This is a genomic window from Streptomyces sp. SID12488 (assembly GCF_010548275.1).
GTDB lineage: Bacteria > Actinomycetota > Actinomycetes > Streptomycetales > Streptomycetaceae > Streptomyces.
In genome coordinates this window covers 105854-129579 of the sequence record NZ_JAAGLT010000002.1, presented here as the reverse complement: position 1 = coordinate 129579, position 23726 = coordinate 105854, and the positions used below count along the sequence as shown (strand labels likewise).

18 protein-coding genes are annotated in these 23726 nt (G+C 68.3%); 11 read left to right on the top strand and 7 right to left on the bottom strand.

Annotated elements, in window-relative coordinates:
- Positions 1-49 precede the first annotated feature (49 nt).
- The gene (locus tag G3I56_RS04745) at positions 50-2641 is read left to right on the top strand and encodes a M14 family zinc carboxypeptidase (RefSeq protein WP_164407411.1); all 2592 of its coding nucleotides are present in this window, start codon (positions 50-52) and stop codon (positions 2639-2641) included.
- Positions 2638-3825: a serine hydrolase domain-containing protein gene (locus G3I56_RS04740; RefSeq protein ID WP_164407409.1), complete on the top strand. Its 1188-nt coding sequence runs from the start codon at positions 2638-2640 to the stop codon at positions 3823-3825. Before G3I56_RS04745 ends, G3I56_RS04740 begins: the two co-directional genes overlap by 4 nt.
- An 83-nt stretch (positions 3826-3908) precedes the next feature.
- Here G3I56_RS04740 and G3I56_RS04735 read toward each other — a convergent pair whose 3' ends face one another.
- Positions 3909-4937 carry an NADP-dependent oxidoreductase gene (locus tag G3I56_RS04735; RefSeq protein ID WP_164407407.1) on the bottom strand — a complete coding sequence of 343 codons (1029 nt, stop codon included), beginning with the start codon at positions 4935-4937 and terminating at the stop codon, positions 3909-3911.
- Between the two features lie 112 nt (positions 4938-5049).
- Here G3I56_RS04735 and G3I56_RS04730 point away from each other — a divergent pair, with 112 nt between their 5' ends.
- Positions 5050-5487, top strand: a complete 438-nt coding sequence (locus G3I56_RS04730; protein ID WP_164407405.1) for a MarR family transcriptional regulator — start codon at positions 5050-5052, stop codon at positions 5485-5487.
- Between the two features lie 158 nt (positions 5488-5645).
- Entirely contained in the window at positions 5646-7292 is a 1647-nt protein-coding gene (locus G3I56_RS04725) for a subtype B tannase (protein ID WP_164407403.1), read from the top strand.
- A gap of 169 nt (positions 7293-7461) precedes the next feature.
- Here the strand turns inward: G3I56_RS04725 and G3I56_RS04720 are convergent, their stop codons facing one another.
- The 6 genes from G3I56_RS04720 to G3I56_RS04695 all read right to left on the bottom strand — a co-directional run bounded on the left by G3I56_RS04720 (position 7462) and on the right by G3I56_RS04695 (position 14532).
- Complete coding sequence (locus tag G3I56_RS04720; RefSeq protein WP_164407401.1) at positions 7462-8310, bottom strand: hypothetical protein; 849 nt, start codon at positions 8308-8310, stop codon at positions 7462-7464.
- Positions 8311-8476: 166 nt separating this feature from the next.
- Positions 8477-9502 (bottom strand): galactofuranose ABC transporter, permease protein YjfF, encoded by a 1026-nt coding sequence (gene yjfF, locus G3I56_RS04715; RefSeq protein WP_164407399.1) that lies wholly within the window; start codon positions 9500-9502, stop codon positions 8477-8479.
- Entirely contained in the window at positions 9502-10614 is a 1113-nt protein-coding gene (locus G3I56_RS04710; protein WP_164407397.1) for an ABC transporter permease, read from the bottom strand. Before G3I56_RS04710 ends, yjfF begins: the two co-directional genes overlap by 1 nt.
- Positions 10611-12149, bottom strand: a complete 1539-nt coding sequence (locus tag G3I56_RS04705; protein WP_164407395.1) for a sugar ABC transporter ATP-binding protein — start codon at positions 12147-12149, stop codon at positions 10611-10613. Before G3I56_RS04705 ends, G3I56_RS04710 begins: the two co-directional genes overlap by 4 nt.
- 150 nt (positions 12150-12299) lie before the next feature.
- On the bottom strand, positions 12300-13301 hold the full coding sequence (locus G3I56_RS04700) for an ABC transporter substrate-binding protein (RefSeq protein WP_164407393.1): 1002 nt from the start codon (positions 13299-13301) through the stop codon (positions 12300-12302).
- A 214-nt stretch (positions 13302-13515) separates the two neighbouring features.
- Complete coding sequence (locus G3I56_RS04695; RefSeq protein ID WP_164407827.1) at positions 13516-14532, bottom strand: LacI family DNA-binding transcriptional regulator; 1017 nt, start codon at positions 14530-14532, stop codon at positions 13516-13518.
- Positions 14533-15020: 488 nt separating this feature from the next.
- Between G3I56_RS04695 and G3I56_RS04690 the strand changes: the two genes are divergently transcribed.
- The 7 genes from G3I56_RS04690 (at position 15021) to G3I56_RS04660 (ending at position 23563) form a co-directional block, all read left to right on the top strand.
- On the top strand, positions 15021-16178 hold the full coding sequence (locus tag G3I56_RS04690; RefSeq protein WP_164407392.1) for a mandelate racemase/muconate lactonizing enzyme family protein: 1158 nt from the start codon (positions 15021-15023) through the stop codon (positions 16176-16178).
- Positions 16175-17179: an alcohol dehydrogenase catalytic domain-containing protein gene (locus G3I56_RS04685; RefSeq protein WP_164407380.1), complete on the top strand. Its 1005-nt coding sequence runs from the start codon at positions 16175-16177 to the stop codon at positions 17177-17179. The genes G3I56_RS04690 and G3I56_RS04685 overlap by 4 nt, the downstream gene beginning before the upstream one ends.
- Before the next feature lie 157 nt (positions 17180-17336).
- Positions 17337-18305, top strand: coding sequence for a hypothetical protein (locus G3I56_RS04680; protein WP_164407379.1), 969 nt, complete (start codon positions 17337-17339; stop codon positions 18303-18305).
- Between the two features lie 144 nt (positions 18306-18449).
- Positions 18450-19556, top strand: a complete 1107-nt coding sequence (gene chvE, locus G3I56_RS04675; protein WP_164407376.1) for a multiple monosaccharide ABC transporter substrate-binding protein — start codon at positions 18450-18452, stop codon at positions 19554-19556.
- A gap of 32 nt (positions 19557-19588) precedes the next feature.
- The gene (mmsA, locus tag G3I56_RS04670) at positions 19589-21142 is read left to right on the top strand and encodes a multiple monosaccharide ABC transporter ATP-binding protein (protein ID WP_164407374.1); all 1554 of its coding nucleotides are present in this window, start codon (positions 19589-19591) and stop codon (positions 21140-21142) included.
- Entirely contained in the window at positions 21139-22386 is a 1248-nt protein-coding gene (mmsB, locus tag G3I56_RS04665; RefSeq protein ID WP_164407372.1) for a multiple monosaccharide ABC transporter permease, read from the top strand. Before mmsA ends, mmsB begins: the two co-directional genes overlap by 4 nt.
- Positions 22387-22474: 88 nt before the next feature.
- Complete coding sequence (locus tag G3I56_RS04660; protein WP_239134709.1) at positions 22475-23563, top strand: aldose epimerase family protein; 1089 nt, start codon at positions 22475-22477, stop codon at positions 23561-23563.
- Positions 23564-23726 lie beyond the last annotated feature (163 nt).

The window sequence follows — 23726 nt, the reverse complement described above, 5'->3', positions numbered from 1 at the left end:
AAGGTACATCTCGCGTACCGATCCCAGGAAGCATTTGGAGGAGCCAAGCGTGCGTCTCACAAGACCCGTTCCGCCGACATCGGTTCAACGGCCTGTCCTGCTCGCCGCCCTCGCCGTCACCACGGCGGGCTCGCTCCTGCTCACCCCCGTCACCGCCACCGCCGACCGCAAGCCCGTCACCCGTGAGGCAGCGGACAGCGAACGGTCCGCCACCAGCCCGGCCGGGGCCGCCACCCGCGCCCTCACCGCGCCCGTCACGGACCTCGCCGACAAGGGGCGCGGCTACCCCCGCGAGCAGACCCTGTCCCCCGACCCGGAGAACCCGGCCGACAAGTCCATCAAGCTGGGCCTGACGCCGTATCACGCCATCGCGCCGAAGCTGAACGCCCTCCAGAAGCTGGGCGACCGGGTGAGTGTCGAGGTCGCGGGCCGTTCGGCGGGCGGGCACCGGCTGTATCTCGTCACGGTCACCGCGCCGGAGAGCGCGGCCCAGACGCGCGCCCAGGAGGGCATGCGCGAGCTGATCGAGAACGCGCCCTCGGTGGCCGCCAAGAGCCAGGCGGTGAAGCGGAGTTACAAGGCGCCCGTCTTCGTCAACAACAACATCCACGGCAACGAGTGGGAGGGCACCGACGCCTCCCTGAAGATCGTCGAACGGCTCGCGACCGCCACCGACGCCAGGACGCGGGACCTGCTCGCACACACCCGGCTCTACTTCAACATCACCGCCAATCCGGACGGCCGTATCGCCGGCACCCGCGCCAACGCCAACGGGTTCGATCTGAACCGGGACTTCGTCACCTCCTCGCAGCCCGAGGGGCGGGCGATGCGGCAGATCGAGATCGACAAGCAGCCGACCGTCATGCTCGACCTGCACGGATACGTCAACGGCACCCTCATCGAGCCCACCACTCCCCCGCACGGCGAGAACTACGAGTACGACCTCTTCCTGAAGAACACCTACGCCAACGCCCTCGGTATGGAGGCCGCGGTCAACGGCCTCGGCTACACACCGCAGAAGGACGGCGTCGAGCCCGCCCAGATCCCGTTCAGGGACCAGGAGGAGGGCTGGGACGACTGGCCGCCGATCTTCACCCCGCAGTACGCGGCCTTCCACGGCACGGTCGCCGCGCACACCGTCGAGATCCCCATGACGGTCAACAACCGGGTCTACGACACCCTCCCGGCCGCCGAGTTGCGCCGCCGTTCCGCGATCAACGTCGCCGTGGCCGGCGCGGCCATCACGGCGACTCTCGACTACGTCCAGGATCACCGGACTTCGCTGGTCGCCGACCAGATCGAGGTCTTCCGGCGCGGCGCCTCGGGGGCCGCGCAGGTGCCGGTGTCGGCGGCGACCGTCCCGGGGGTGCCGGGTATCGGGCCGGAGGACGTCTACACGACCACCTTCCCCCGTGCGTACGTCATTCCGGCCGGCGCCCGTGCCCAGCGCTCCGGGCCCGCCGCCGCCCGGCTGGTCGACCACCTGCTCGCCAACGACGTCCGGGTCACCCGCGCGAGCCGTGCCTTCCGGCTCGGCGGACGGACGTACGCGAAGGGCTCGTACGTCGTCGACATGCGTCAGCCGAAACGCGGGCTCGCGAACGTGCTGCTCGCCGACGGGCGGGACATCAGCGACAAGGTGTCGGTGATGTACGACATCTCGGGCTGGAGCCTGGGCCGGTTGTGGGGCGCGACCGTCCAACCGGTCGCCGGTGGCAGCCTGTTGGGGCTGCCCGTCCGGCCGGTGACGGCGGCGACGCGGGTCGGGTACGTCGCTCCGCAGGGGAGGCTGCGGCTGCGCCTGGATGACCCGGGTGAGATCGCCGCCCTCAACTCCCTTCTCAGGGAAGGGGTTTCGGTACGGCGGGCAGCGGACGGCAGTGCGATCGTCCCGGCATCGGCACGCAGGCAGGCGGTCGCGCTGGCCCGTACGTACGACGTGGCGTTCGACGCGACCAAGGCCGTCGGTACGGCCGCGCTGCATCGCACCCGGGTCGCGGCTGCCGTCACGCCCGGGGAACTGTTCGCGCTGCGCGAGATGAACTTCGAGGTCACGCCGGTGTCGACGGGCGTCCTCAACTCCGGCTTCGACTGGTCGGGCGTGGATGTGCTGTTCGTGTCGCAGGGCGTGGCGTACGAGGGCCTGAACCCGGCCGCCCGTACGGCACTCGACGCCTTCCTCGACTCCCGGGGGCTGGTCGGCCGGGGTGCCGAAGGGGCCGCGCTGAACTCCGCCGCCGGACTGCTGGCCGTCAAGCCGGTCGAGGGCAACGGGGACGCCAACGGCGTTGTCCGGGTGGTCAATTCGAGCCGCAGCCCGGTCACCGGCGGGGCGCCGGACCACGGGTTCGTCTACGCGCCCGTCTGGTTCACGGACCTGGGTCCCGAGGTGCGTGTCGACCAGTCGTACGGGACCGGGAACCTTCTCGCCTCCGGGCACTGGCGGCCGTTGCCGGACGGGTCCGGGGGTCCGGCGGCAGCGGTGGGACAGGCGTCGGTGGTCAGCGGGCCGCACGCGGTGCTGTTCGGCACCGAACCGCTGTTCCGGGATCACCCCAAGGGAGAGTTCGCACAGGTGGCACGTGCTTTGCTGAGCGTGCCGAACGCGACGATCAGTACGTCGAGCGAGGAGAGCCGATGACGCAGGAGACCACCGAGGCAGCGGGACGACTCGTCCGGGGCACGGTCGCCGAGGGCTTCGAGGCGGTGCGGGAGGAGTTCACCGCCTTCGTCACCGGCGAACTGCCCGACTACGAAGGCCAGTTGTGTGCGTACGTGCACGGCAGGCGGGTCGTCGACCTGTGGGCGGGCCCGGACACCGAGCCGGACGCGGGACCGGACAGCCTCTACGGTGTGTACTCGTCCACGAAGGGCGCCGCCCATCTCGTGGTCGCCCTGCTGGTCCAGGAGGGCACCCTGGAGCTGGACCGCAAAGTCACCTACTACTGGCCGGAGTTCGCCCCGGAGGGCAAGGCCTCACTGACCCTGCGCGACCTGATCGCGCACCGGGCCGGTCTGGTCGGCACGGACACCGGATTCACCCTGGAGGAGCTGGCCTGCGACCGGCTGATCGCCGAACGCCTCGCGGACCAGCGCCCGTTCTGGCGCCCGGGCACCGCCTTCGGTTACCACGCCCTGGTCATCGGCGCGTTGACCGGCGAGATCGTACGGCGAGTCACGGGCCGTACGCTCCAGGAGGTCCACGAGGAGCGGGTGCGGGCCCCGTACGGCCTGGACTTCTACCTGGGTCTGCCGGAGGCGCTCGAGCCGCGCTTCCGTACCGTCCAGCCGATGCGACCGACGCCGCAGGAACGGGAGTTGCTCGACTCGCTGCCCTCCGGACCGCACACGCTCGCGTCGATCGCCTTCAACCGCAACGGGGTCGAGCCCACCGACATCGAGTCGCTGCCCAACCATCGGCTGGTCCGCGCCAAGGGTCCGGCGTCGGTCGGCGGGGTGGCGTCGGCGCGTGGGCTGGCCGGGCTGTACGCGGCGGCGATCAGTGAGGTCGGCGAGCACGCGCCGCTGCTGAAGCCGGACACAGTGGCGGAGTTCGGCCAGTTCCACTCGACCGGCTACGACCTGGTGTCCCGGGGCCACAGGTCGTTCGGCCTTGGCTTCCAGAAGACCGCGGACGTCGCCTACCCGTTCCTGGGTGCGGGCACCATCGGTCACAGCGGCGCGGGTGGCTCCCAGGCCTTCGCCGACCCGCACAGCGGCCTGGCCTACGGCTACACCCGGCGCCGGTACGCCTTCCCGGGCGGTGCGGCGCCGGAGAACGAACGGTTCGTACGGGCCGCGCACACGGCGGCGCTGCGCGGCTGACCCGTCCTCCCGTGCAGCGGAGGAGGCCGCACCCCACGTCCAGGGGTGCGGCCTCTGTCGTACCGTCAGGAAGGTCCGGTGGCTCAGAGCTTGACGATCATCTTGCCGGTGTTGTCGCCGCGCAGCACCCCGAAGAACGCCTCCAGGTTGTTCTCGATGCCCTCGACGACCGTCTCGCGGTACTTGAGTTCGCCGGAGCGGACCCAGGCGCCGACCTCCTCGACGAACTGCGCCTGTAGGTCGTAGTGGTCGCCCACGAGGAGGCCCTCAATACGGCCTCGGGTGGCGATGAGACGGGCCAGGTTCTTCGGGCCCGGGGCGGGCTCCGTGTTGTTGTAGACGGAGATCATGCCGCAGATGGCGATACGGCCGGCGTGCTTGAGGGAGCCGATGGCCGCCTCCAGGTGGTCGCCGCCCACGTTGTCGAAGTACACGTCGATGCCGTCGGGGGCGGCCTCGCGGAGCTGCGAACTGACCGACCCGTCCTTGTAGTTGAAGGCGGCGTCGAAGCCGTACTCCTCCACCAGCAGCTTGACCTTCTCGTCCGACCCGGCGGACCCGATCACCCGGGAGGCACCCTTGAGCTTGGCGATCTGCCCGACCTGGCCGCCCACGGCACCGGCCGCGCCGGACACGAACACCACGTCGCCCTCCTTGAAGGCGGCGGTGCGCAGCAGGCCCGCATAGGCGGTGAGGCCGGTCATGCCGAGAACACCGAGGTACGTCGACAGCGGCGCGGCCTCGGGGTCGACCTTGACGGCGTCCTTCGCGTTCACGGCCGCGTACTCGCGCCAGCCGAGGAAGTGCAGGACGTGGTCGCCGACGGAGAAGCCCTCGGCGTTGGAGGCGACGACCTCACCGACGGCCCCGCCCTGCATGACCTTGCCCAGCTCGAAGGGGGCGACATACGACTTGGCGTCGCTCATCCGGCCACGCATGTAGGGGTCCACGGACACGTACAGGTTCCGCACCAGCACCTGGCCCGCGCGAGGCTGCGGGACCTCGGCCTCGACGAGGGCGAAGTCATCGGCCTTGGGCACGCCGACCGGACGGCTGAGCAGGTGCCATTCGCGGTTGACGGTGGGGAGGGCGGGGGTGGGTGCGTCCGACATGAGGGGGCCTTCCGGTGCGGCTCAGATGTTTCAGGCTCACTTGTTTCACTACCTGAAACAATAATGCTCCTGAATATTTCATGGTGTCAAGTAAAGAGGTAGCCTGGAGAGCATGGCCACACCGGAGAAGACCCGCCGCCGCGACCCCCTGACCCTGGAGGTCATCGACCTCATCGGCGCGGTCGTGGCCCGCTATCACGAGGAGTACGAGGAGGCGGCCACCCAGCACTCCCTCACCGGAGCGCAGGCCCGCCTGCTGAGCCTGCTCTCCCTCGGCCCGCTGCCGATGCGCCAACTGGCACGGAAGCTGCGGTGCGAGCCGTCGAACGTCACCGGGATCGTGGACCGGCTGGAGTCCCGGGACCTGGTCGAGCGCCGCCCCGACCCCTCTGACCGCCGGGTGAAGCTGGCCGCCTGCACGGACGAGGGACTCAGGGTCGCGCGGAGCCTGCGCGACTCCCTGGACTTCGCCCGGGAGCCGCTGGCCGGGCTGTCCGACGAGGAACGGGTTCTGTTGCGGGGGTTGTTGGTGCGGATGCTGGAGGCGTAGCCGCAGGGGCGGCCCTGGGCGCAGACGTGGGGCGGCTTTACGTTCCATGAGAGGTCTCTATGTGTTGCCGATGAGTTGAACGAAATTGTTGACGATTTTGCCGCCATCAAATTACGTTCGCATGCGCAGACACCCCCTCACAGATCCGAGGAGACATCGTGAAGCGCAGGACCGTAATCGGAGGACTCGGCGCGGCCGTCGCCGTCCCGGCGATCGCCACGTTCATGAGCAACGAGGCCATGGCATCCGGGACATCCACGTCGTCGGCATCCTCGTCTGCGCCCTCGTCCGGTGAGCTCGTCTTCGACAGGGCCGCGTACACCGAGCTGACCACGACGATCACCACGGACGCCGGCGACAAGTCGGTGACGTACCACTTCTACAAAGCGATCACGTACGTCACGAACCCGGTCGACGAGAAGTACCAGAGCCTGAACGTCAGCGTCCCCGTCAAGATCGACGGTACGGCGGTCGACGCGACGCGCGCGCCCATCCTGTTCGCCAACTCGGTGGGCGGATACATGCCGTCGTCGGTGGCGGACGCGACCGGAGTGGGCGGCGCCGAGATGACCGGCACACCCGGCGGTGGCGGCGCTCCCACGGCGTCGGCATCCGCGTCCGCGTCGGCGTCCACCGGTTCGGGTGAGGTTGAGTCCGGCGGCAACGCCCAGGTGGACGGCCAGGGCGGGATGGTGAGCAACGCCAAGCTGGGGCTGGCGGCGGGGTACGTGGTCGTGGAACCGGGGGCGCGCGGCCGTACGCTGGTCGACTCGTCCGGCACGTACTACGGCACGGCGCCGGCCGCGATCGTGGACCTGAAGGCCGCCGTGAAGTACGTCCGCTTCAACAAGGGCCGTATCCCGGGCAACACCGACCGGATCGTCTCCTCCGGTACGAGTGCCGGCGGCGCACTGTCCGCGCTGCTCGGGGCGTCGGGCGACAGCCCGCTGTACGCCGAGTACCTGAAGGCGCTGGGCGCGGCGGACGCGAGTGACGCGATCTTCGCCAGCGGTGACTGGTGCCCGATCACCGACCTCGAACACGCGGACATGGCGTACGAGTGGAACTGGGGTGCCAACAAGCTCGGTTCGGGTTCGCTGGTGGACCGGACGGTGTCGAAGGAGCTGAGCACGGCGTTCACGGAGTACCAGGCGTCGCTGAAGCTCCGGGCGCGAGGGTTCGGCGCGCTGACGGCACGCAACCTGGACGACTATCTGGTGGAGACCTTCCTCCAGCCGGCCGCCACCAAGTACCTCAAGTCCCTTTCGGAGACGGCGCGTTCGACGTACCTCGCGGCGAACACCTTCATCACGTGGGCGGGCGGGAAGGCGACGTTCACGTGGGCCGACTTCCTGACGCATGTGGGGGCGCGGAAGAAGGACACGCCGGCGTTCGACGCGTTCGACCTGTCCTCGGGCGAGAACAACCTCTACGGCACGGGCACCACCAAGGCCCGCCATTTCACGCTCTACAGCCTGCGGCACGAGGGCAGCGGCAGTGCGCGGCTGGACAGTGACCTGCCCGAGAAGCTGACGCTGATGAACCCGATGCCGTTCCTCGCCAAGCGGAATCCGTCGCGGGCGAAGCACTGGTGGATCCGGGTCGGTACGAAGGACAGCGACACGTCGCTGTCGGTGGTGGGGAACCTCGCGGCGAGCCTTGAAGGGCTCGGGGACCACGTGAACGCGGAGATGTACTGGGACTCGGGGCACGGGGCGAACGACGATGCGGCGGACTTCATCACCTGGATAGCCAAGGTGACGGGCTACAGGACCGAAATCAAGGCCAAGACCAAGACCAAGTAGCCGTCCGCCCATTCCCCCAGGACGGGGCGCCGGTTCTTCCCGTCCCGGCGTCCGCGGTCGTGGCGCCTTGCTCCTTCTCCGTCAGGCCCGGCGCCACGGCCTTCACCACGGTTTCTCGCCTCTCCCAAAGCCCGCTGCGGCAGCCCCACTTGGCCGACAGCCCCAAGCCCTAGCCGCACCCCAAGAGGATCTCGCACGTTTCCGAAGGGGACGCCTCCACAGTCGGGTCCGCTGTTGTCGGGTCAGCGGACGGGGACGCCGACGAGGAGGGGGTCGTCGAGGACTCGGCACTCGTCGGCGCCGGCGCCGTGACGGCCTGTGTCGACTGTGGGTCCGTGCTCCTGCTCGGCGAGTCCGAGGGCGCCTGCGATACCGAGATATGCGGCGGGGACGGTGACTTCGGCGTGTCCGCGGACGCCGGGTCCGGCGCGTCGGCGACCGCCGAGGCCGACTCGTCGGACACGGGGGACTCCGTGTCGTCGACCTCCGCCTTCGCCGTACCGTCCGCCGCCTCACCGGTCGCCGCCGCGGGGTTCGGGGTCTCCCCCGGAGCGTCCGTGCCCAGTTCGGCGAGGCTCAGTCCGCCCGCCGCGAGCACGAATCCCGCGACGACGAGCAGCACCCGCTTCCGTCGCCGCCGGTGCGCCGCCGCCTTGCGGTCACGCCTGCTGGCGACCGGCCGACCGGTGTCCTCGGCACCCTCGACGTGCTCGGCACCCTCGACGTCCTGGATGCCCTCGATGTCCTGAGAGTCCTCGGTGTCCTGGGTGCCTTCGGTGTCCTGGGCCATGGCCTGCGTACGACGACGGCGACGGCCACCGCCACGTCCGCGGTTCCGGGCAGCCGCCCGCCCTGGGCGCGGCGACTCACCGGAACCGTCCTCGTCCGTCTCAGCCCGCGCTTCCGGGCGCACGTCGGTTTCCCCTCCGTACGTACGGAGGGGTTCGTCCGGCGCGCCGCACTCCGGGCAGGCAAGTGCCTCGTCGAGGCGCCGTTGGCAGGTGGGGCAGTAGTCCATGACGCGGGAAGACTAGGTTCCGCACAGTGACCGTTCCTAGAGGTTTCTGTGAAGGTTCTGTGCAGAACCGCTCTTTAGGGTTTGCCTGATTGAGGTCAAGCCCGATCATTCCGCGCCATCTCCTGACACTGACACGCCGCTCCGGCACGAAGGGTCCCTTCGCGGCTCAGGTTTTCTTACGGGCCGTCATGGCCCGCTGGATCAGGATGAACGCGCAGAGCAGCACACCGGTGGCGATCTTCGTCCACCAGGAGCTGAGCGTGCCCTCGAACTGGATGATGCTCTTGATCAGGCCCAGGACGAGGACCCCGAACAGGGTGCCCACGACATAGCCCGAGCCGCCCGTCAGCAGCGTGCCGCCGATGACGACCGCGGCGATCGCGTCGAGTTCCATGCCGGTCGCGTGCAGCGGGTCGCCGGACTGGATGTACAGGGTGAAGAGCAGACCCGCCAGGGCGGAGCAGAAGCCGCTCACCGTGTACACCGCGATCTTGGTGCCGCCCTGCGGGAGGCCCATCAGCATGGCCGAGTGCTCGTTGCCGCCGATGGCGTACACCCGGCGGCCGAAGCGGGTGTAGTGCAGGACGTAGAAGGCGATGGCCAGCACCACCAGCGCGATGATCGCGCCGATCGACAGGAAGCCCACACCCAGTTGTGCCTGCGCCTGCGCCATGCTGCTCACGGAGGAGTCGTCGATGGCGATCGACTCCTTGCTGATGACCAGGCACAGGCCCCGGAACAGGAAGAGGCCGGCGAGGGTCACGATGAAGGGCTGGATCTCGAAGTTGTGGATCACATAGCCCATCAGGAAGCCGCCGAAGGCTCCCACGCCGAGCGCGATGGGGATGACGACGAGGATGGGCAGGCCCTGCTTCTCCACCAGCCATGCCGTGAGCATGGTCGTGAAGCCGATCACGGAGCCCACGGAGAGGTCGATGCCGCCCGAGAGGATGACGAAGGTGGCGCCCACCGCGGCGACCAGCAGGTAGCCGTTGTCGATGAACAGGTTGAGGAAGACCTGGGGTTCGCCGAAACCGTAGTTCTGGTAGCGGCCGAGGCCCACGAGGTACATCACGAGGAAGAGCGTGGCGGTGACCACGACGGGCAGGCGCCGGTCGCCGAGCAACCGCGCGGCCTTGGACGGCGTACGACGGTTGTCGGGAGCCGTGGGGGTCTTGGTGGCCGTGCTCATCACGACACCTCCATCTTCGGGGCTGTCGCGGTCGTCGGGGCGGTGTCCGCCGGGGTGGCGGGCGAGGTGCCGCCGCCGCCCTTCGCGCCGGACCCGGAGCCGAGCTTCCCGCCGAAGACCTTGGTGCGGAACTTCGGGGACTGCAGCAGGCAGACCACGATGACGACGGCGGCCTTGAAGACCAGGTTGGTCTGCGTCGGTACGCCGATGGTGTAGATCGTGGTGGTCAGGGTCTGGATGACGAGGGCGCCCACCACCGTGCCGCCGATGGAGAACCGGCCGCCCAGGAGTGAGGTGCCGCCGATCACCACGGCGAGGATCGCGTCGAGCTCGATCCACAGGCCGGCGTTGTTGCCGTCCGCGGCGGAGGTGTTGGAGCTGATCATCAGGCCCGCGATGCCGGCGCACAGGGCGCAGAACACGTACACCATGATCTTGATGCGCAGGGACCTGATGCCGACCAGGCGGCTGGCCTCGGCGTTGCCGCCGACCGACTCGACCAGCAGGCCGAGGGCCGTGCGGCGGGTCAGGGCCACGGTGACGGCCACGACTGCGGCCACCACGAAGATCGAGAAGGGCAGCGTCAGCCAGTAGCCGCCGCCGATCAGCTTGTACGGCTCGCTGTTGATCGTGATGATCTGGCCGTCGGTGATCAGCTGGGCCACGCCTCGGCCCGCGACCATGATGATCAGGGTCGCGATGATCGGCTGAATGCCCATCCGGGCGACCAGGAAGCCGTTCCACAGACCGCACACGACGGCCGCCACCAGGCCGATGCCCATGGCCAGGAAGACTCCGGACAGGGAGTCCTGGTCGGCCTGATCGCTGATGTACGAGCAGGTCAGGGCGCCGGTGATGGCGACGACCGCGCCGACGGAGAGGTCGATGCCGCCGGTCGCGATGACCAGGGTCATACCGACCGCCACCAGGATGAGCGGCGAGCCGAACAGCACGATCGAGACGAGGCTGCCGTAGAGGTGGCCGTCCGTCATCTTGATCGAGAAGAAGCCGGGGGTGAAGGGAACGTTGATCAGCAGCAGGACGACCAGCACGGCCACCGGCCAGAACAGGTGGTGCTGCGTCAGCGCCCGCCAACGGGGAGTGGTGGTCACTGGTGCTCTCCGCTCGCGATGGTCTCCAGGATCCGGGTGGGGGTGATCTCGGGTCCGTTGGCGAAGTGGGCGACCAGCTTGCGGTCGCGCAGTACGCCGATGGTGTGGCTGAGCCGGAGGACCTCCTCCAGTTCGGCCGCGATGTACAGCACGGACATGCCTTCCTCGGAGAGCGAGACCACGAGTTTCTGGATCTCCGCCTTCGCGCCGACGTCGATGCCGCGGGTCGGCTCGTCCAGGATCAGCAGCTTCGGCTGGGTGATGAGCCAGCGGGCGAGCAGCACCTTCTGCTGGTTGCCGCCGCTGAGCCGGCCGACCCGGGCCTCCGGGTTGGCGGGGCGGATGTCCAGCGCCTTGATGTACTTGGCGACGAGTTCGTCGCGCTGGGCGGCCGGGATGGGCCGGATCCAGCCGCGGGCCGCCTGGAGGGCGAGGATGATGTTCTCCCGGACCGTCAGTTCGGGTACCAGGCCCTCGGTCTTGCGGTTCTCGGAGCAGAACGCGACCCCGGCGCCGATGGCGTCGTTCGGGGCGCTCATCGAGACCTGCTTGCCGTTGATGGTGACCTTGCCGCTGTCGGGCTGGTCGGCGCCGAACAGCAGCCGGGCCAGTTCGGTGCGGCCGGAGCCGAGGAGGCCGGCCAGGCCGAGGACCTCGCCCTTCTTGATCTCCAGGTCGAAGGGGGCCACGCCACCTGTCCGGCCGACGCCCTCCGCCTGGAGCAGCGTCTCGCCGACCTCGGCGTGCAGCTGGTGCTCGTGGAGCCCCTCCAGCTGGTCCATGGCCTTGCCGATCATGAGCTGGATCAGGCCGACCTGGTCGAGCTCGCTGACCAGGTGCTCGCCGACGAGGGTGCCGTTGCGCAGGACGGTCATGCGGTCGCAGATCTCGTAGATCTGGTCGAGGAAGTGCGAGACGAACAGGATCGCGACGCCCTCGTCCCTCAACTGCCGCATCAGGCGGAACAGTTCGAGGACCTCGTCGCGGTCGAGGCTGGAGGTCGGTTCGTCCAGGACCAGCACCTTGGTGCCGGTTCCGGCGCCGTCGCTGTCGCCGGTGCCCACCGCCCTTACGATCGCGACCAGTTGCTGCACGGCCAGCGGGTACGAGGACAGGGGCGCTGTGACGTCGAGGTCGAGGCCGAGCCGGTCGACCAGCTCCGCCGCCTCCTTGCGCATGCGCGACCACTGGATCTGGCCGAAGCGGATGGGTTCACGTCCGATGAAGATGTTCTCCGCCACCGACAGGTTGGGGCAGAGGTTCACCTCCTGGTAGACGGTGCTGATGCCGGCCTGCTGTGCCTGGAACGGGCTGTCGATCCGCACACGCTGACCGTCGAGGGTGATCGTGCCGTCGTCGAGCGGATAGACACCGGTCAGCACCTTGATGAGGGTGGACTTACCGGCTCCGTTCTCGCCCATCAGGGCGTGTATCTCGCCGGGGAAGAGCCGGAAGTCGACACCCGACAGAGCGCGTACCCCCGGAAACTCCTTGACTATGCCCGTCATTTCCAGGACGGGCCGCGGCTCTGCCATGGCAGCGCTCCTCTTTGAATCTTGTTCAGGCCCACGGATGTTTTTGCCTGGGCCCGCGATGTCGTTCAGGCCCGCAGGGAGCCCCCTGGACCGCCCTCCGTACGGAGGGGTCGGTCGGGGCGGAGGCTCCCTGCCGATGGGTGCGGTCGGTCAGTACTTACGGGTGGGGAGCGCGGCCTTGGCCTGGTCCTGCATGAAGTCGCCCTCCTTGGTCTTGATCCAGCGCTCGACCGTCTCGCCGTCCTTGACCTTCTTGACGACCTCCATCAGCTGCGGGCCGAGCAGCGGGTTGCACTCGACGATGGCGTTGATCTTGCCCTCGGACATGGCGATGAAGCCGTCCTTCACACCGTCGATCGTGACGATCAGGATGTCCTTGCCGGGCTTCTTGCCGGCCGCCTCGATGGCCTGGATGGCACCGATGCCCATGTCGTCGTTGTGCGCGAACAGCACGTTGATGTCCGGGTTGGACGTGAGGAAGGCGGCCATGACCTGCTTGCCGCCGGCGCGGGTGAAGTCACCGGTCTGGCTGACGACGATCTTCCAGTCGTCCGCGTGGTCGGCGTCCATGACCTCCTTGAAGCCCTTGGCGCGCTCGATCGCGGGGGCGGCACCGGTGGTGCCCTCCAGCTGGGCGATCTTCACGGCACCCTTGTGGCCGGCCTTCTCCAGGACCTTCTCGAGGATCTTGCCGGCGCGGCGGCCCTCGTCCGTGAAGTCGGAGCCGACGAGGGTGACGTACAGGGACTCGTCGGAGGTCTCGACCGAGCGGTCGGTGAGGACCACGGGGATCTTCTTGGCCTTGGCCTCCTTCAGCACCGCGTCCCAGCCGGTGACGACCACCGGGGAGAAGGCGATGACGTCCACGCCCTGGGTGATGTAGCTGCGGATCGCGGAGATCTGGTTCTCCTGCTTCTGCTGCGCGTCGGAGAACTTCAGGTTGTAGCCGGCCTCCTTGGCCGCAGCCTTCACCGAGTCGGTGTTGGCGCTGCGCCAGCCGCTCTCCGAGCCGACCTGCGAGAAGCCGAGGACGATCTTGCCGTCGCCGCCGGAGCTGGTGGAGCCGCCCTCGTCCTTCTTGGCGCAGGCCGCCAGGCCCGTCGCAGCCGCCACGCCGACCGCCGCAGTGAGGAAGTTCCTTCTGTTGAGCATGTGTCTTCTCCTTTGAAGAGCCGGCCCGGTGATGGACCCGCTGTTACTCGTGGTGCTCGTTGGTACTCGTGGGGCTTGTTTGGTGCCGGTGGTGCTTTTGGTTCTTGTGGGGCTCGGGGCGACAGGCCGGGAAACGTCCTACCTGTCGATCAGTGTTCGAGATATCGGCCACGCCGGTGGGGCGGGGACGATCGTCGAACCGGTCGGTGCCCCCTCAGCCGGGAGCTGTCGCCGACTGAGGGGCGTACGGGAAAGTGCTGGCGCGGACGAGGAGTTGGGGTTCGATGGCGACCTGGGGCGTCCCGGAGGGCGTCCGGCCCTCGATGAGATCCAGCAGCAGGGCGATGCTCTGCTTGCCGACCGCCGAGAAGTCCTGCCGGACGGTGGTGAGCGGCGGAGCGAAGAACTCCGACTCCGGGATGTCGTCGAAGCCGACCACCGCGACGTCCTGGGGAGTGCGCACGCCCGCCTCACGCAGCGCCCACAACACCCCCAGCGCCATCTGGTCGTTGGCGACGAAGACGGCGGTCAGACCCCGGCCCACCCAGCCGGCCAGTTCCTGGCCCGCACGATAACCCGACAGCGGACTCCAGTCTCCCCGCAGTGGCGACGGCGGTTCGACGCCGGCCTCTTCCAGGGTCAGCCGCCAGCCGTCGGCCCGGTCCACCGCCTCCTGCCAGTTCTCGGGCCCGGCGAGATGCCAGACCGTACTGTGGCCCGTGGCCAGCAGGTGACGGGTGGCCAGCCGCGCGCCCAGCCGCTGATCCACGTTGACGCTGGGGATCTCCACGCCGGAGCCGGTGCCCACCGCCACCACCGGGAAGGGGTGGCGGAGTTCGGTGAGGGCCTCGACCGCCGACCGCTGCGGGGCGAGGGCGATCACTCCCTCCACCCCGCCCTCACTGAGCCGGTGCATGGCCTCGGACACCGTCTCGACCGTCAGCTCGCGAAGGCTGACCGTCGAGACGAGATACCCCTCGGCACGTGCCGCCTCCTCCAGCGCGAACAGCGTGCTGGCCGGCCCGTAGAGCGTGGTGTTGGAGGCGACCACACCCAGGGTCAGGGTGCGCCTGGTCGCCAATGCCCGTGCGGAGGAGTTGCGGCGGTAGCCCATCTCCTCGATGGCCTGCAGCACCCTGGCCCGTGTCTCTTCGCGCACATTGGGGTGGTCCCCCAGTACACGCGACACGGTCTGGTGGGACACGCCGGCCTGGCGTGCCACGTCGGCCATGGTGGGCGGCCGGAGCTTCGACTGGATCGGTGAGTGTGTCACGGCCGCACCTCCCTGGCGCTTGTCTGCGGATAAGTCCTGTGGTGCGGGCGGTCGTCTCCGCGTCGCCGGCCTCACTCGGGGCTTCCGGGAAGCCCCGAGGCGCCGGGCGGGTAAGCAAGTTGGGGCACTGCCGACATGACGCTCGTACCTCCCTCGATGCCCTTGGGCGACGACTGGTGAATGCGGAGGTCATTGTGAGCGCTAACAATCAGCGGCGGTCAAGAGGGCTGCATCAGGGAGGTCGTCACGGTTGGATAACGCGACAGTCGGCGGGCGGGAGGGGGGTCGGTGCGGCAATGTGGGAACGGACGGCGGCCGTCCAAAACGCGGCAAAGGTTGTTCGTTCGGCCCATTGACACTCCGCCCGAAGCATCCCTACTGTCACGACAGCATTTCGAACAAGTGACGAAATCTCGAACAGGCCACACAGGACTTTAGGGAGTACCGTGCGCATCACGGGAATCAGCACGCACGTGGTCGGGACGCCGTGGCGGAACCTGACCTACGTCCAGGTGCACACCGACGAGGGACTCACCGGCGTCGGCGAGACCCGCATGCTGGGCCACACCGACGCGCTGCTCGGCTATCTGCACGAGGCGAAGACCAACCACATTCTCGGCTCCGACCCGTTCGCTGTCGAGGACCTGGTCAAGCGCATGAAGTACGGCGACTACGGCCGGGCCGGCGAGATCGTGATGTCCGGCATCGCGGTGATCGAGATGGCGTGCTGGGACATCAAGGGCAAGGCCCTCGGCGTGCCGGTGTGGCAGCTGCTCGGCGGCAAGGTGACCGACAAGGTCAAGGCGTACGCCAACGGCTGGTACACCACCGAGCGCACCCCGGAGGCGTACCACAAGGCGGCGAAGGGGGTCGTCGAGCGCGGTTACAAGGCGCTCAAGATCGACCCCTTCGGGACCGGCCACTTCGAGCTGGACCACGAGCAGAGCCTGTACGCGGTCTCCCTGATCGAGGCCGTGCGGGACGCCATCGGGCCGGACACCGAGCTGATGCTCGAGATGCACGGCCGCTTCTCCCCTGCCACCGCCATCCGCCTCGCCAAGGACCTGGCGCCCTTCAAGCCCGCGTGGCTGGAGGAGCCCTGCCCGCCGGAGAACCTGAAGGCGCTGGAGAAGGTCGCCGCCAAGGTCGACATCCCGGTGGCCACGGGTGAGCGCATCCACGACCGGATCGAGTTCCGGGAGCTCTTCGAGAGCCAGGCCGTGGACATCATCCAGCCCGACGTCGGTCACATCGGCGGCATCTGGGAGACCCGCAAGCTGGCCGCGACCGCCGAGACGCACTACGTGCTGGTCGCGCCGCACAACGTGGGCGGACCGGTACTGACCGCCGCCTCCCTCCAGGTCGGGTTCACCTCCCCGAACTTCAAGATCCTCGAGCACTTCAACGACTTCGCGGACGCGGAGATCAAGAAGATCGTCTCGGGCGCCCCGGAGGTCGTGGACGGCTACTTCCACCTCTCCGACAAGCCCGGCCTCGGTGTCGAGCTGGACGTGGACGCGGCGGCGGAGTTCCCGCAGCAGCAGGCCCGCTTCGACCTGTGGGCCGAGGGCTGGGAGCAGCGCAAGCCCAAGGGGACCGAGTGAGCAGCGCGGTAGTGATCGAGGCTCCGGGTGAGCACCGTCTGGTGCCGCACGAGCCTCGTCAGCCGGACGCGGGCGAAGCCCTCGTCCGGGTCCACGCCGTCGGCATCTGCGGCAGCGACCGCGAGGTGTACCAGGGCAACAGGCCGGAGGGGTACGTCCGTTACCCCCTCACCCCGGGCCACGAGTGGTCCGGGACGGTGACCGCGGTCGGGGCCGGAGTGCCTTCGACTCTCGTAGGCAGCAAGGTGGTTGGCGAGGGTTTCCGCAACTGCCAGGTGTGCGACCGCTGTCACGCGGGCGAGACCACGCTGTGCTCGGCCGGGTACGAGGAGACCGGGTTCACCGAGCCCGGCGCGATGGCCACCACGCTGACGCTGCCCGCCCGCCTGCTGCACGTTCTGCCCGCGGACGCGGACCTGACCGCGGCGGCGCTGCTGGAGCCGGCCGCGTGCATCGCCGCCGCCGCGCTCAAGGCGAACGCCGTTCCGGGTGAGCGGGTCGCCGTGGTGGGCACGGGCACGCTCGGGATGTTCGCCGTTCAGTTCCTGAAGGCGGGCTCGCCGTCCGAGCTGCTCGTCGTGGGGACGCGTCCGGACCGGGCCGAGCTGTCGAAGAAGTTCGGTGCCACGGAGTTCCGTACCAAGGACCAGGAGCTGCCGGACGACTTCGACGTCGTCATCGAGACCGCCGGGTCCGCGGACGCGGCAGTCACCGCCGCCGCCCTGCTGCGGCGCGGCGGCCGGCTGGTTCTTACCGGGATCCCGGCGTCGGGTGCGGACGGGCTGGACCCGACGGATCTCGTCGTACGGCAGCTGGAGGTGCACACCGTGTTCGGTGCGGCGCCGGACGCCTGGGCGCACACGGTGCGGGTCTTCGGGGCCGGGCTCCTCGACCCGCTGCCGCTCGTCACGCACGAGCTGCCGCTGGATGAGTTTCCGCAGGCCATCGAGTTGGTGGGATCCGGCGATCCGAAGGTCGGGAAGGTCCTGCTGCGGCCATGACACACCCCTGAGCCGTACGCCGGTACGGGGTACCTGACGACTCCGTACCGGCGTACATCCAAAGTCTTGTGCACCCAGAGCCGCGAACCTTGTCCGAAATACCGAACCAGCCGGACCTCGCGAACCAGCCGGACCTGCCGATCCTGAAGGACAGATTGTGACCGACACCACCGCCTCCGCAGCCCGCCGCCCGGGAGAGCAGGCGCTCGCCGCGCTCGGCCTGGACGCGCCCGCCCTCGACCCCGCCGACGCCTCCCCGCACACCTTCCCCGGTGGCGGACGCTGGCGTACCGAGGTTCCCTCCGTCGAGGGGCCCGAGGCGCTCGGTGTGGTCCTCAAGGAGTCATCGCGGCTCGACGTGCCGATCCACCGGGTCAGCCAGGGCAGCGGTATCTGGATGCTGACCGACGCCGAGATCACCGAGATGGTGGAGGCGACGGCCGAGCGGGACATCGAGCTCTGCCTGTTCACCGGTCCGCGCGGCACCTGGGACATCGGCGGCTCCACCCGTACCGACTCCAAGGGCGGCGGTCTGCGCGCCCGCGGTCACGACGCGGTCGCCGGGTGTGTCGAAGACGCCGTCCGGGCAACCGAGTTGGGCGTGCAGTGCCTGCTCGTCGCCGACGAGGGCGTGCTGTGGGCCCTGCACCGGGCGCGGCTCGCCGGGATCATCCCGGCGGAGACGACGCTCAAGGTGTCGGCGCTGATCGGGCCGGTGAACCCGGCCGCGTACGCCGTGTACGAGAACCTCGGCGGCGACTCGATCAACGTGCCGAGTGATCTGACGCTCGATCACCTCACGGAGATCCGGCGGGTGTCGGCCGCTCCCATGGACATGTACATCGAGGCCCCCGACGATCTCGGCGGCTACATCCGGATGTACGAGGTCGCCGAGCTGATCCGGCGCGGCGCACCGCTCTACCTGAAGTTCGGCCTGTCGAAGGCTCCCGGGATCTACCCCTACGGGAACCACATGCGTGATCTCACCCTGAGCACGGCCAAGGAGAGGGTGCGGCGCGGCCGACTCGCGCTGGACCTGCTCGCGCGACACGGAGCGGACACCGACATGGCGCCGCTCGGCTCACGACTGCCGGGCGATCTCAAGCGGTTCGAAACGCCTGCATAACGTTACGGACAACTCCCCTTCACAAAACACGACGCAGTCGAACAGACTCCGACACGACTCTCTCTCGGGTTCCTCCCGCACCGCCGAACAGGACGCCCGAACCGCCAGACCGCTCCTGGCCTCACGACATCAAGGATGATGATCATGCGTACTCGCAGAGCCGCACTCTCCGCCATAGCCACCTCGGCTGCCCTCGCCCTCTCCCTCTCCGCCTGCGGGCAGAGCGGTGAGGGTGGCAGTGACGCAAGCGGGGACAGTGCCAAGGGCGGCACCATCGGCATCGCGATGCCGACCAAGTCCTCCGAGCGCTGGATCACCGACGGCGCCAACGTCGAGAAGGACCTCAAGGCCAAGGGCTACAAGACCAAGCTGGTCTTCGGCGAGGACGACCCCGACCAGCAGGTCTCGCAGATCGAGAACCTGATCACTCAGGGCGTCAAGGCGCTGGTGATCGCCGCCATCGACAACAAGTCCCTGAACAACGTGCTCCAGCAGGCCGCCGACGCCAAGATCCCGGTGATCTCCTACGACCGCCTGATCCTCGGCACGAAGAACGTCGACTACTACGCGTCCTTCGACAACGAGAAGGTCGGCAAGCTCCAGGCCGGCTACATCGTCGACAAGCTGGGTCTGGCGAGCGGCAAGGGCCCGTTCAACATCGAGCTGTTCGCCGGCTCCAACGACGACAACAACACCAAGTACTTCTTCAACGGCGCGATGAGCGTGCTCCAGCCGTACATCGACAGCAAGAAGCTGGTGGTCAAGTCCGGCCAGACCGCGATCACCCAGGTCACGACCCTGCGCTGGGACGGCGCCACCGCCCAGAAGCGCATGGAGGACAACCTCACCTCGTCCTACAAGACCGGCCGGGTCGACGCGGTGCTCTCGCCCTACGACGGCATCTCCATCGGCATCATCGCCGCGTTGAAGTCGGACGGTTACGGCACCGCCGCGAAGCCGCTGCCGATCGTCACCGGCCAGGACGCCGAGCTGGCGTCGGTGAAGTCGATCATCGCGGGCCAGCAGTCGCAGACCGTCTACAAGGACCTCCGCAAGCTCGCCGAGGTCGCCACGAACATGGTCGACGCCTCCCTCAACGGCAAGAAGCCCGAGATCAACGACACCAAGTCGTACGACAACGGCACGAAGGTCGTCCCCGCCTACCTGCTGCAGCCTGTGAGCGTCGACAAGAGCAACTACGAGAAGGAGCTCGTCGACGACGGTTACTACACGGCGGACCAGCTCAAGTAAGCGTCGAACCTTACGGATTGGAAGGCAAGACCATGGCGGGACCCGTCCTGGAAATGCGCTCGATCGTCAAGACCTTTCCCGGCGTAAAAGCGCTGTCGGACGTATCACTGACTGTCCGTCAGGGCGAGGTCCACGCCATCTGTGGTGAGAACGGCGCCGGGAAGTCCACCTTGATGAAGGTGCTCTCCGGCGTCCATCCGCACGGGACCTACGACGGCGACATCCTCTTCGAGGGAGACGTCGTCCAGTTCAAGGACATCCGGGCGAGCGAGCAGCACGGCATCGTTATCATCCACCAGGAGCTGGCGCTGTCGCCGTACCTCTCCCTGGCGGAGAACATCTTCCTCGGCAACGAACACGCCAGGGGCGGGTTCATCGACTGGCGGGAGACCCTGCGGCACGCCACGGAGCTGCTGCGCCGGGTCGGTCTCGACGACCACCCGGAGACCCGCGTCACCGACATCGGCGTGGGCAAGCAGCAGCTCGTGGAGATCGCGAAGGCGCTGTCGAAGAAGGTGAAGCTGCTCATCCTGGATGAGCCGACGGCGGCGCTGAACGACGAGGACAGCGGCAAACTCCTGGATCTCATCCTGGAGTTGAAGACGCAGGGCATCACCTCGATCATCATCTCCCACAAGCTCAACGAGATCCGCAAGGTCGCCGACTCGGTGACGATCATCCGCGACGGTCACACGATCGAGACGCTCGACGTGAAGTCGGCGGAGACGACCGAGGACCGGATCATCAGCGGCATGGTCGGCCGCGACCTCGACCACCGCTTCCCGGAGCGCACCCCGCACGAGGCGGCGGACAAGGACGCGGCCCCGGCGCTGGAGATCCGCGACTGGACGGTGCACCACCCGATCGACCAGCAGCGCAAGGTGGTCGACGATGTGTCGATCCAGGTGCGCCGCGGGGAGATCGTCGGCATTGCCGGTCTCATGGGCGCCGGCCGCACCGAGCTCGCCATGAGCGTCTTCGGACGCACCTACGGCCGGTACGCGGGCGGGACGGTCCTCAAGGACGGCAAGGAGATCCGCACGAAGTCGGTCGCCGAGGCGATCGGCCACGGGATCGCCTACGTCACCGAGGACCGCAAGCACTACGGCCTCAACCTCATCGACACGATCAACCGCAACATCTCGATGACCGCCCTGAACAAGGTCTCGAAGCGGGGCGTGGTCGACGAGCAGGCGGAGCGGCAGGTCTCCGAGGGCTACCGCAAGTCCATGAACATCAAGGCGCCGACCGTCTTCGAACCGGTGGGCAAGCTGTCCGGCGGCAACCAGCAGAAGGTCGTCCTCAGCAAGTGGATCTTCGCCGGTCCGGACGTGCTGATCCTGGACGAGCCGACGCGCGGTATCGACGTCGGTGCCAAGTTCGAGATCTACACGGTCATCGACCAGCTGGCCGCCCAGGGCAAGGCGGTCGTCTTCATCTCCTCCGAGCTGCCGGAACTGCTCGGTATGTGCGACCGCATCTACACGATGGCCGCCGGACGGCTCACGGGTGAGTTCCCGCGGGCCGAGGCCACGCAGGAAGTGCTGATGCGTCAGATGACGAAGGACAAAGAGGTAACGCGATGAGCACGGACGTGACCGACAAGAGCCCGGCGGCCGCGCCGCCCGGGAAGAGCGGAGGCTCCGCCTCCGGCGGCGGGCTGCTGCGGCTGGTGCTGGACGGCCTGCGGCGCAACATGCGCCAGTACGGCATGCTGATCGCGCTCGGCCTGCTCGTGGTCCTGTTCCAGGTGTGGACCGGCGGGGACCTGCTGCTGCCGCGCAACGTCTCCAACCTGGTCCTGCAGAACAGCTACATCCTGATCCTCGCGATCGGCATGATGCTGGTGATCATCGCGGGTCACATCGACCTCTCGGTCGGTTCCCTGACGGCGTTCACGGGCGCCTTCGCGGCCGTACTGACCGTGCAGCACGGTGTGGCGTGGCCGCTCGCGCTGGTGCTGTGCCTGGCGATCGGCGCCGCCGCCGGCGCGGCACAGGGCTTCCTGATCGCCTATCTCGGCATACCGTCCTTCATCGTCACCCTCGCGGGCATGCTGATCTTCCGCGGTCTGACGGAGATGTTCCTGAAGGGCCAGACGCTCGGTCCGTTCCCGGACGGTCTGCAGAAGATGGGCAACGGCTTCCTGCCGGAGGTCGGTCCCGACACCAACTACCACAACCTCACGCTGCTGCTGGGCTTCGTGGTGCTGGCCTTCGTGGTGCTGCAGGAGGTCCGCGACCGCCAGCGTCAGCAGGAGTTCTCCCTGGAAGTGGCGCCCAGGAACCTCTTCCTGCTCAAGCTCGTCGCCATCTCCGCGGCGGTTCTCACCGTCACGATGCTGCTCGCCAGCTACAAGGGCGCGCCGATCATCCTGATCGTCCTCGGCGCGCTGGTCGTCGGCTACGGCTATGTCATGCGCAATGCCGTGTTCGGCCGTCACATCTACGCGATCGGCGGCAACCTGCCGGCGGCGAAGCTGTCCGGCGTCAAGGACAAGAAGGTCACCTTCCTCGTCTTCCTCAACATGGGTGCGCTCGCGGCCCTGGCGGGTCTGGTGGTCGCCGCCCGTCTGAACGCGGCCTCTCCGAAGGCGGGTCTCAGCTTCGAACTCGAGGCGATCGCCTCGTCGTTCATCGGTGGCGCGTCCATGAGCGGCGGTGTCGGCACCGTCCTCGGCGCCATCATCGGCGGTCTCGTCCTCGGTGTGCTGAACAACGGCATGAACCTCCTGAGCGTGGGCACCGACTGGCAGCAGGTCATCAAGGGCGCCGCCCTGCTGATCGCGGTCGGCTTCGACGTGTGGAACAAGCGCAGGGTCGGTTCGTAGGCACGTAGTTCGTCTGCACGTCATGTCGTGGGTCCCGCGGGCAGCCGGCCAACCGGTCCGCGGGACCCTTCGGCTTTTGTACGTCGTCATGGGAGGCAGAGCTATGGGAGGCAGGAACCCCGTGAAGGAACTCTTCGGCAAACTCGCCGACGGTACGGAGATCCACCGCTGGTCGCTGGAGAACGGCGGCACCCGTCTGAAGGTCCTGTCGTACGGCGGGATCGTGCAGTCCCTGGAGATCCCGGACCGGCTCGGCACCTACCGGAACGTCTCGCTGGGCTTCGACACCATCGAGGACTACGTCGCCTCCAGCCCCTACTTCGGCGCCCTGGTCGGCCGGTACGGCAACCGCATCGGCAAGGGCCGGTTCACGCTGGACGGCACGTCGTACCAACTGTCGGTCAACGACGGGGAGAACAGCCTGCACGGCGGCAGCGCGGGCTTCGACAAGGCCGTCTGGGCGGTCGAGCCGTTCACGCGGGGTTCGGACGTGGGCCTGGTCCTCCAACACACCAGCGCCGACGGCGAGATGGGCTTCCCCGGCACGCTGCGGACGAAGGTCACCTACACCCTCACCGAGCACGGCGACTGGCGCGTCGACTACGAGGCGACCACCGACAAGATCACCGTCGTCAACCTCACCAGTCACGTCTACTGGAACCTGGCCGGCGAGAGCGGCGGCTCGATCAACGGCCACGAGCTGGAGATCGCCGCCGCCCGCTACACCCCCGTCGACTCCGGCCTCATCCCCGCCGGTGAGCCGGCCGAGGTCGCGGGCACCCCCTTCGACTTCCGTACGCCCAAGACGGTCGGCGCCGACCTCCGGGTCGCCGACCAACAGCTGCTGTACGCCAAGGGGTTCGACCACAACTGGGTGCTCGACAAGGGCGTCACGGCCGAGCCCGAGCACGTCGCCACCCTCAGGGAACCGGAGTCGGGCCGCATGCTGCGGATCGCGACCACCGAGCCCGGCCTCCAGTTCTACTCGGGCAACTTCCTCGACGGCACCCTCGTCGGCACCGGTGGTGCTGTCCACCGCCAGGGCGACGCGCTGTGCCTGGAGACCCAGCACCACCCGGACTCCCCGAACCGGCCGGACTTCCCGTCCACGGTGCTGCACCCGGGTCGGACCTACCGCACGACGACGATCCACTCGTTCACGACAGAGGGACAGTGACCGTCCTCAAGGGACAGTGACCGGCTTCACAGGAACTTCACAATTTTCTGTCGAAACCACAGCGGTTGAACAGCACCCCACAGCCATCCGTATTCAGGGACGGCCCGTACTCCCCCGCACGGGCCACCCTGAGCCGGAGGACCCGTCCTCCCCAACGGGTCCG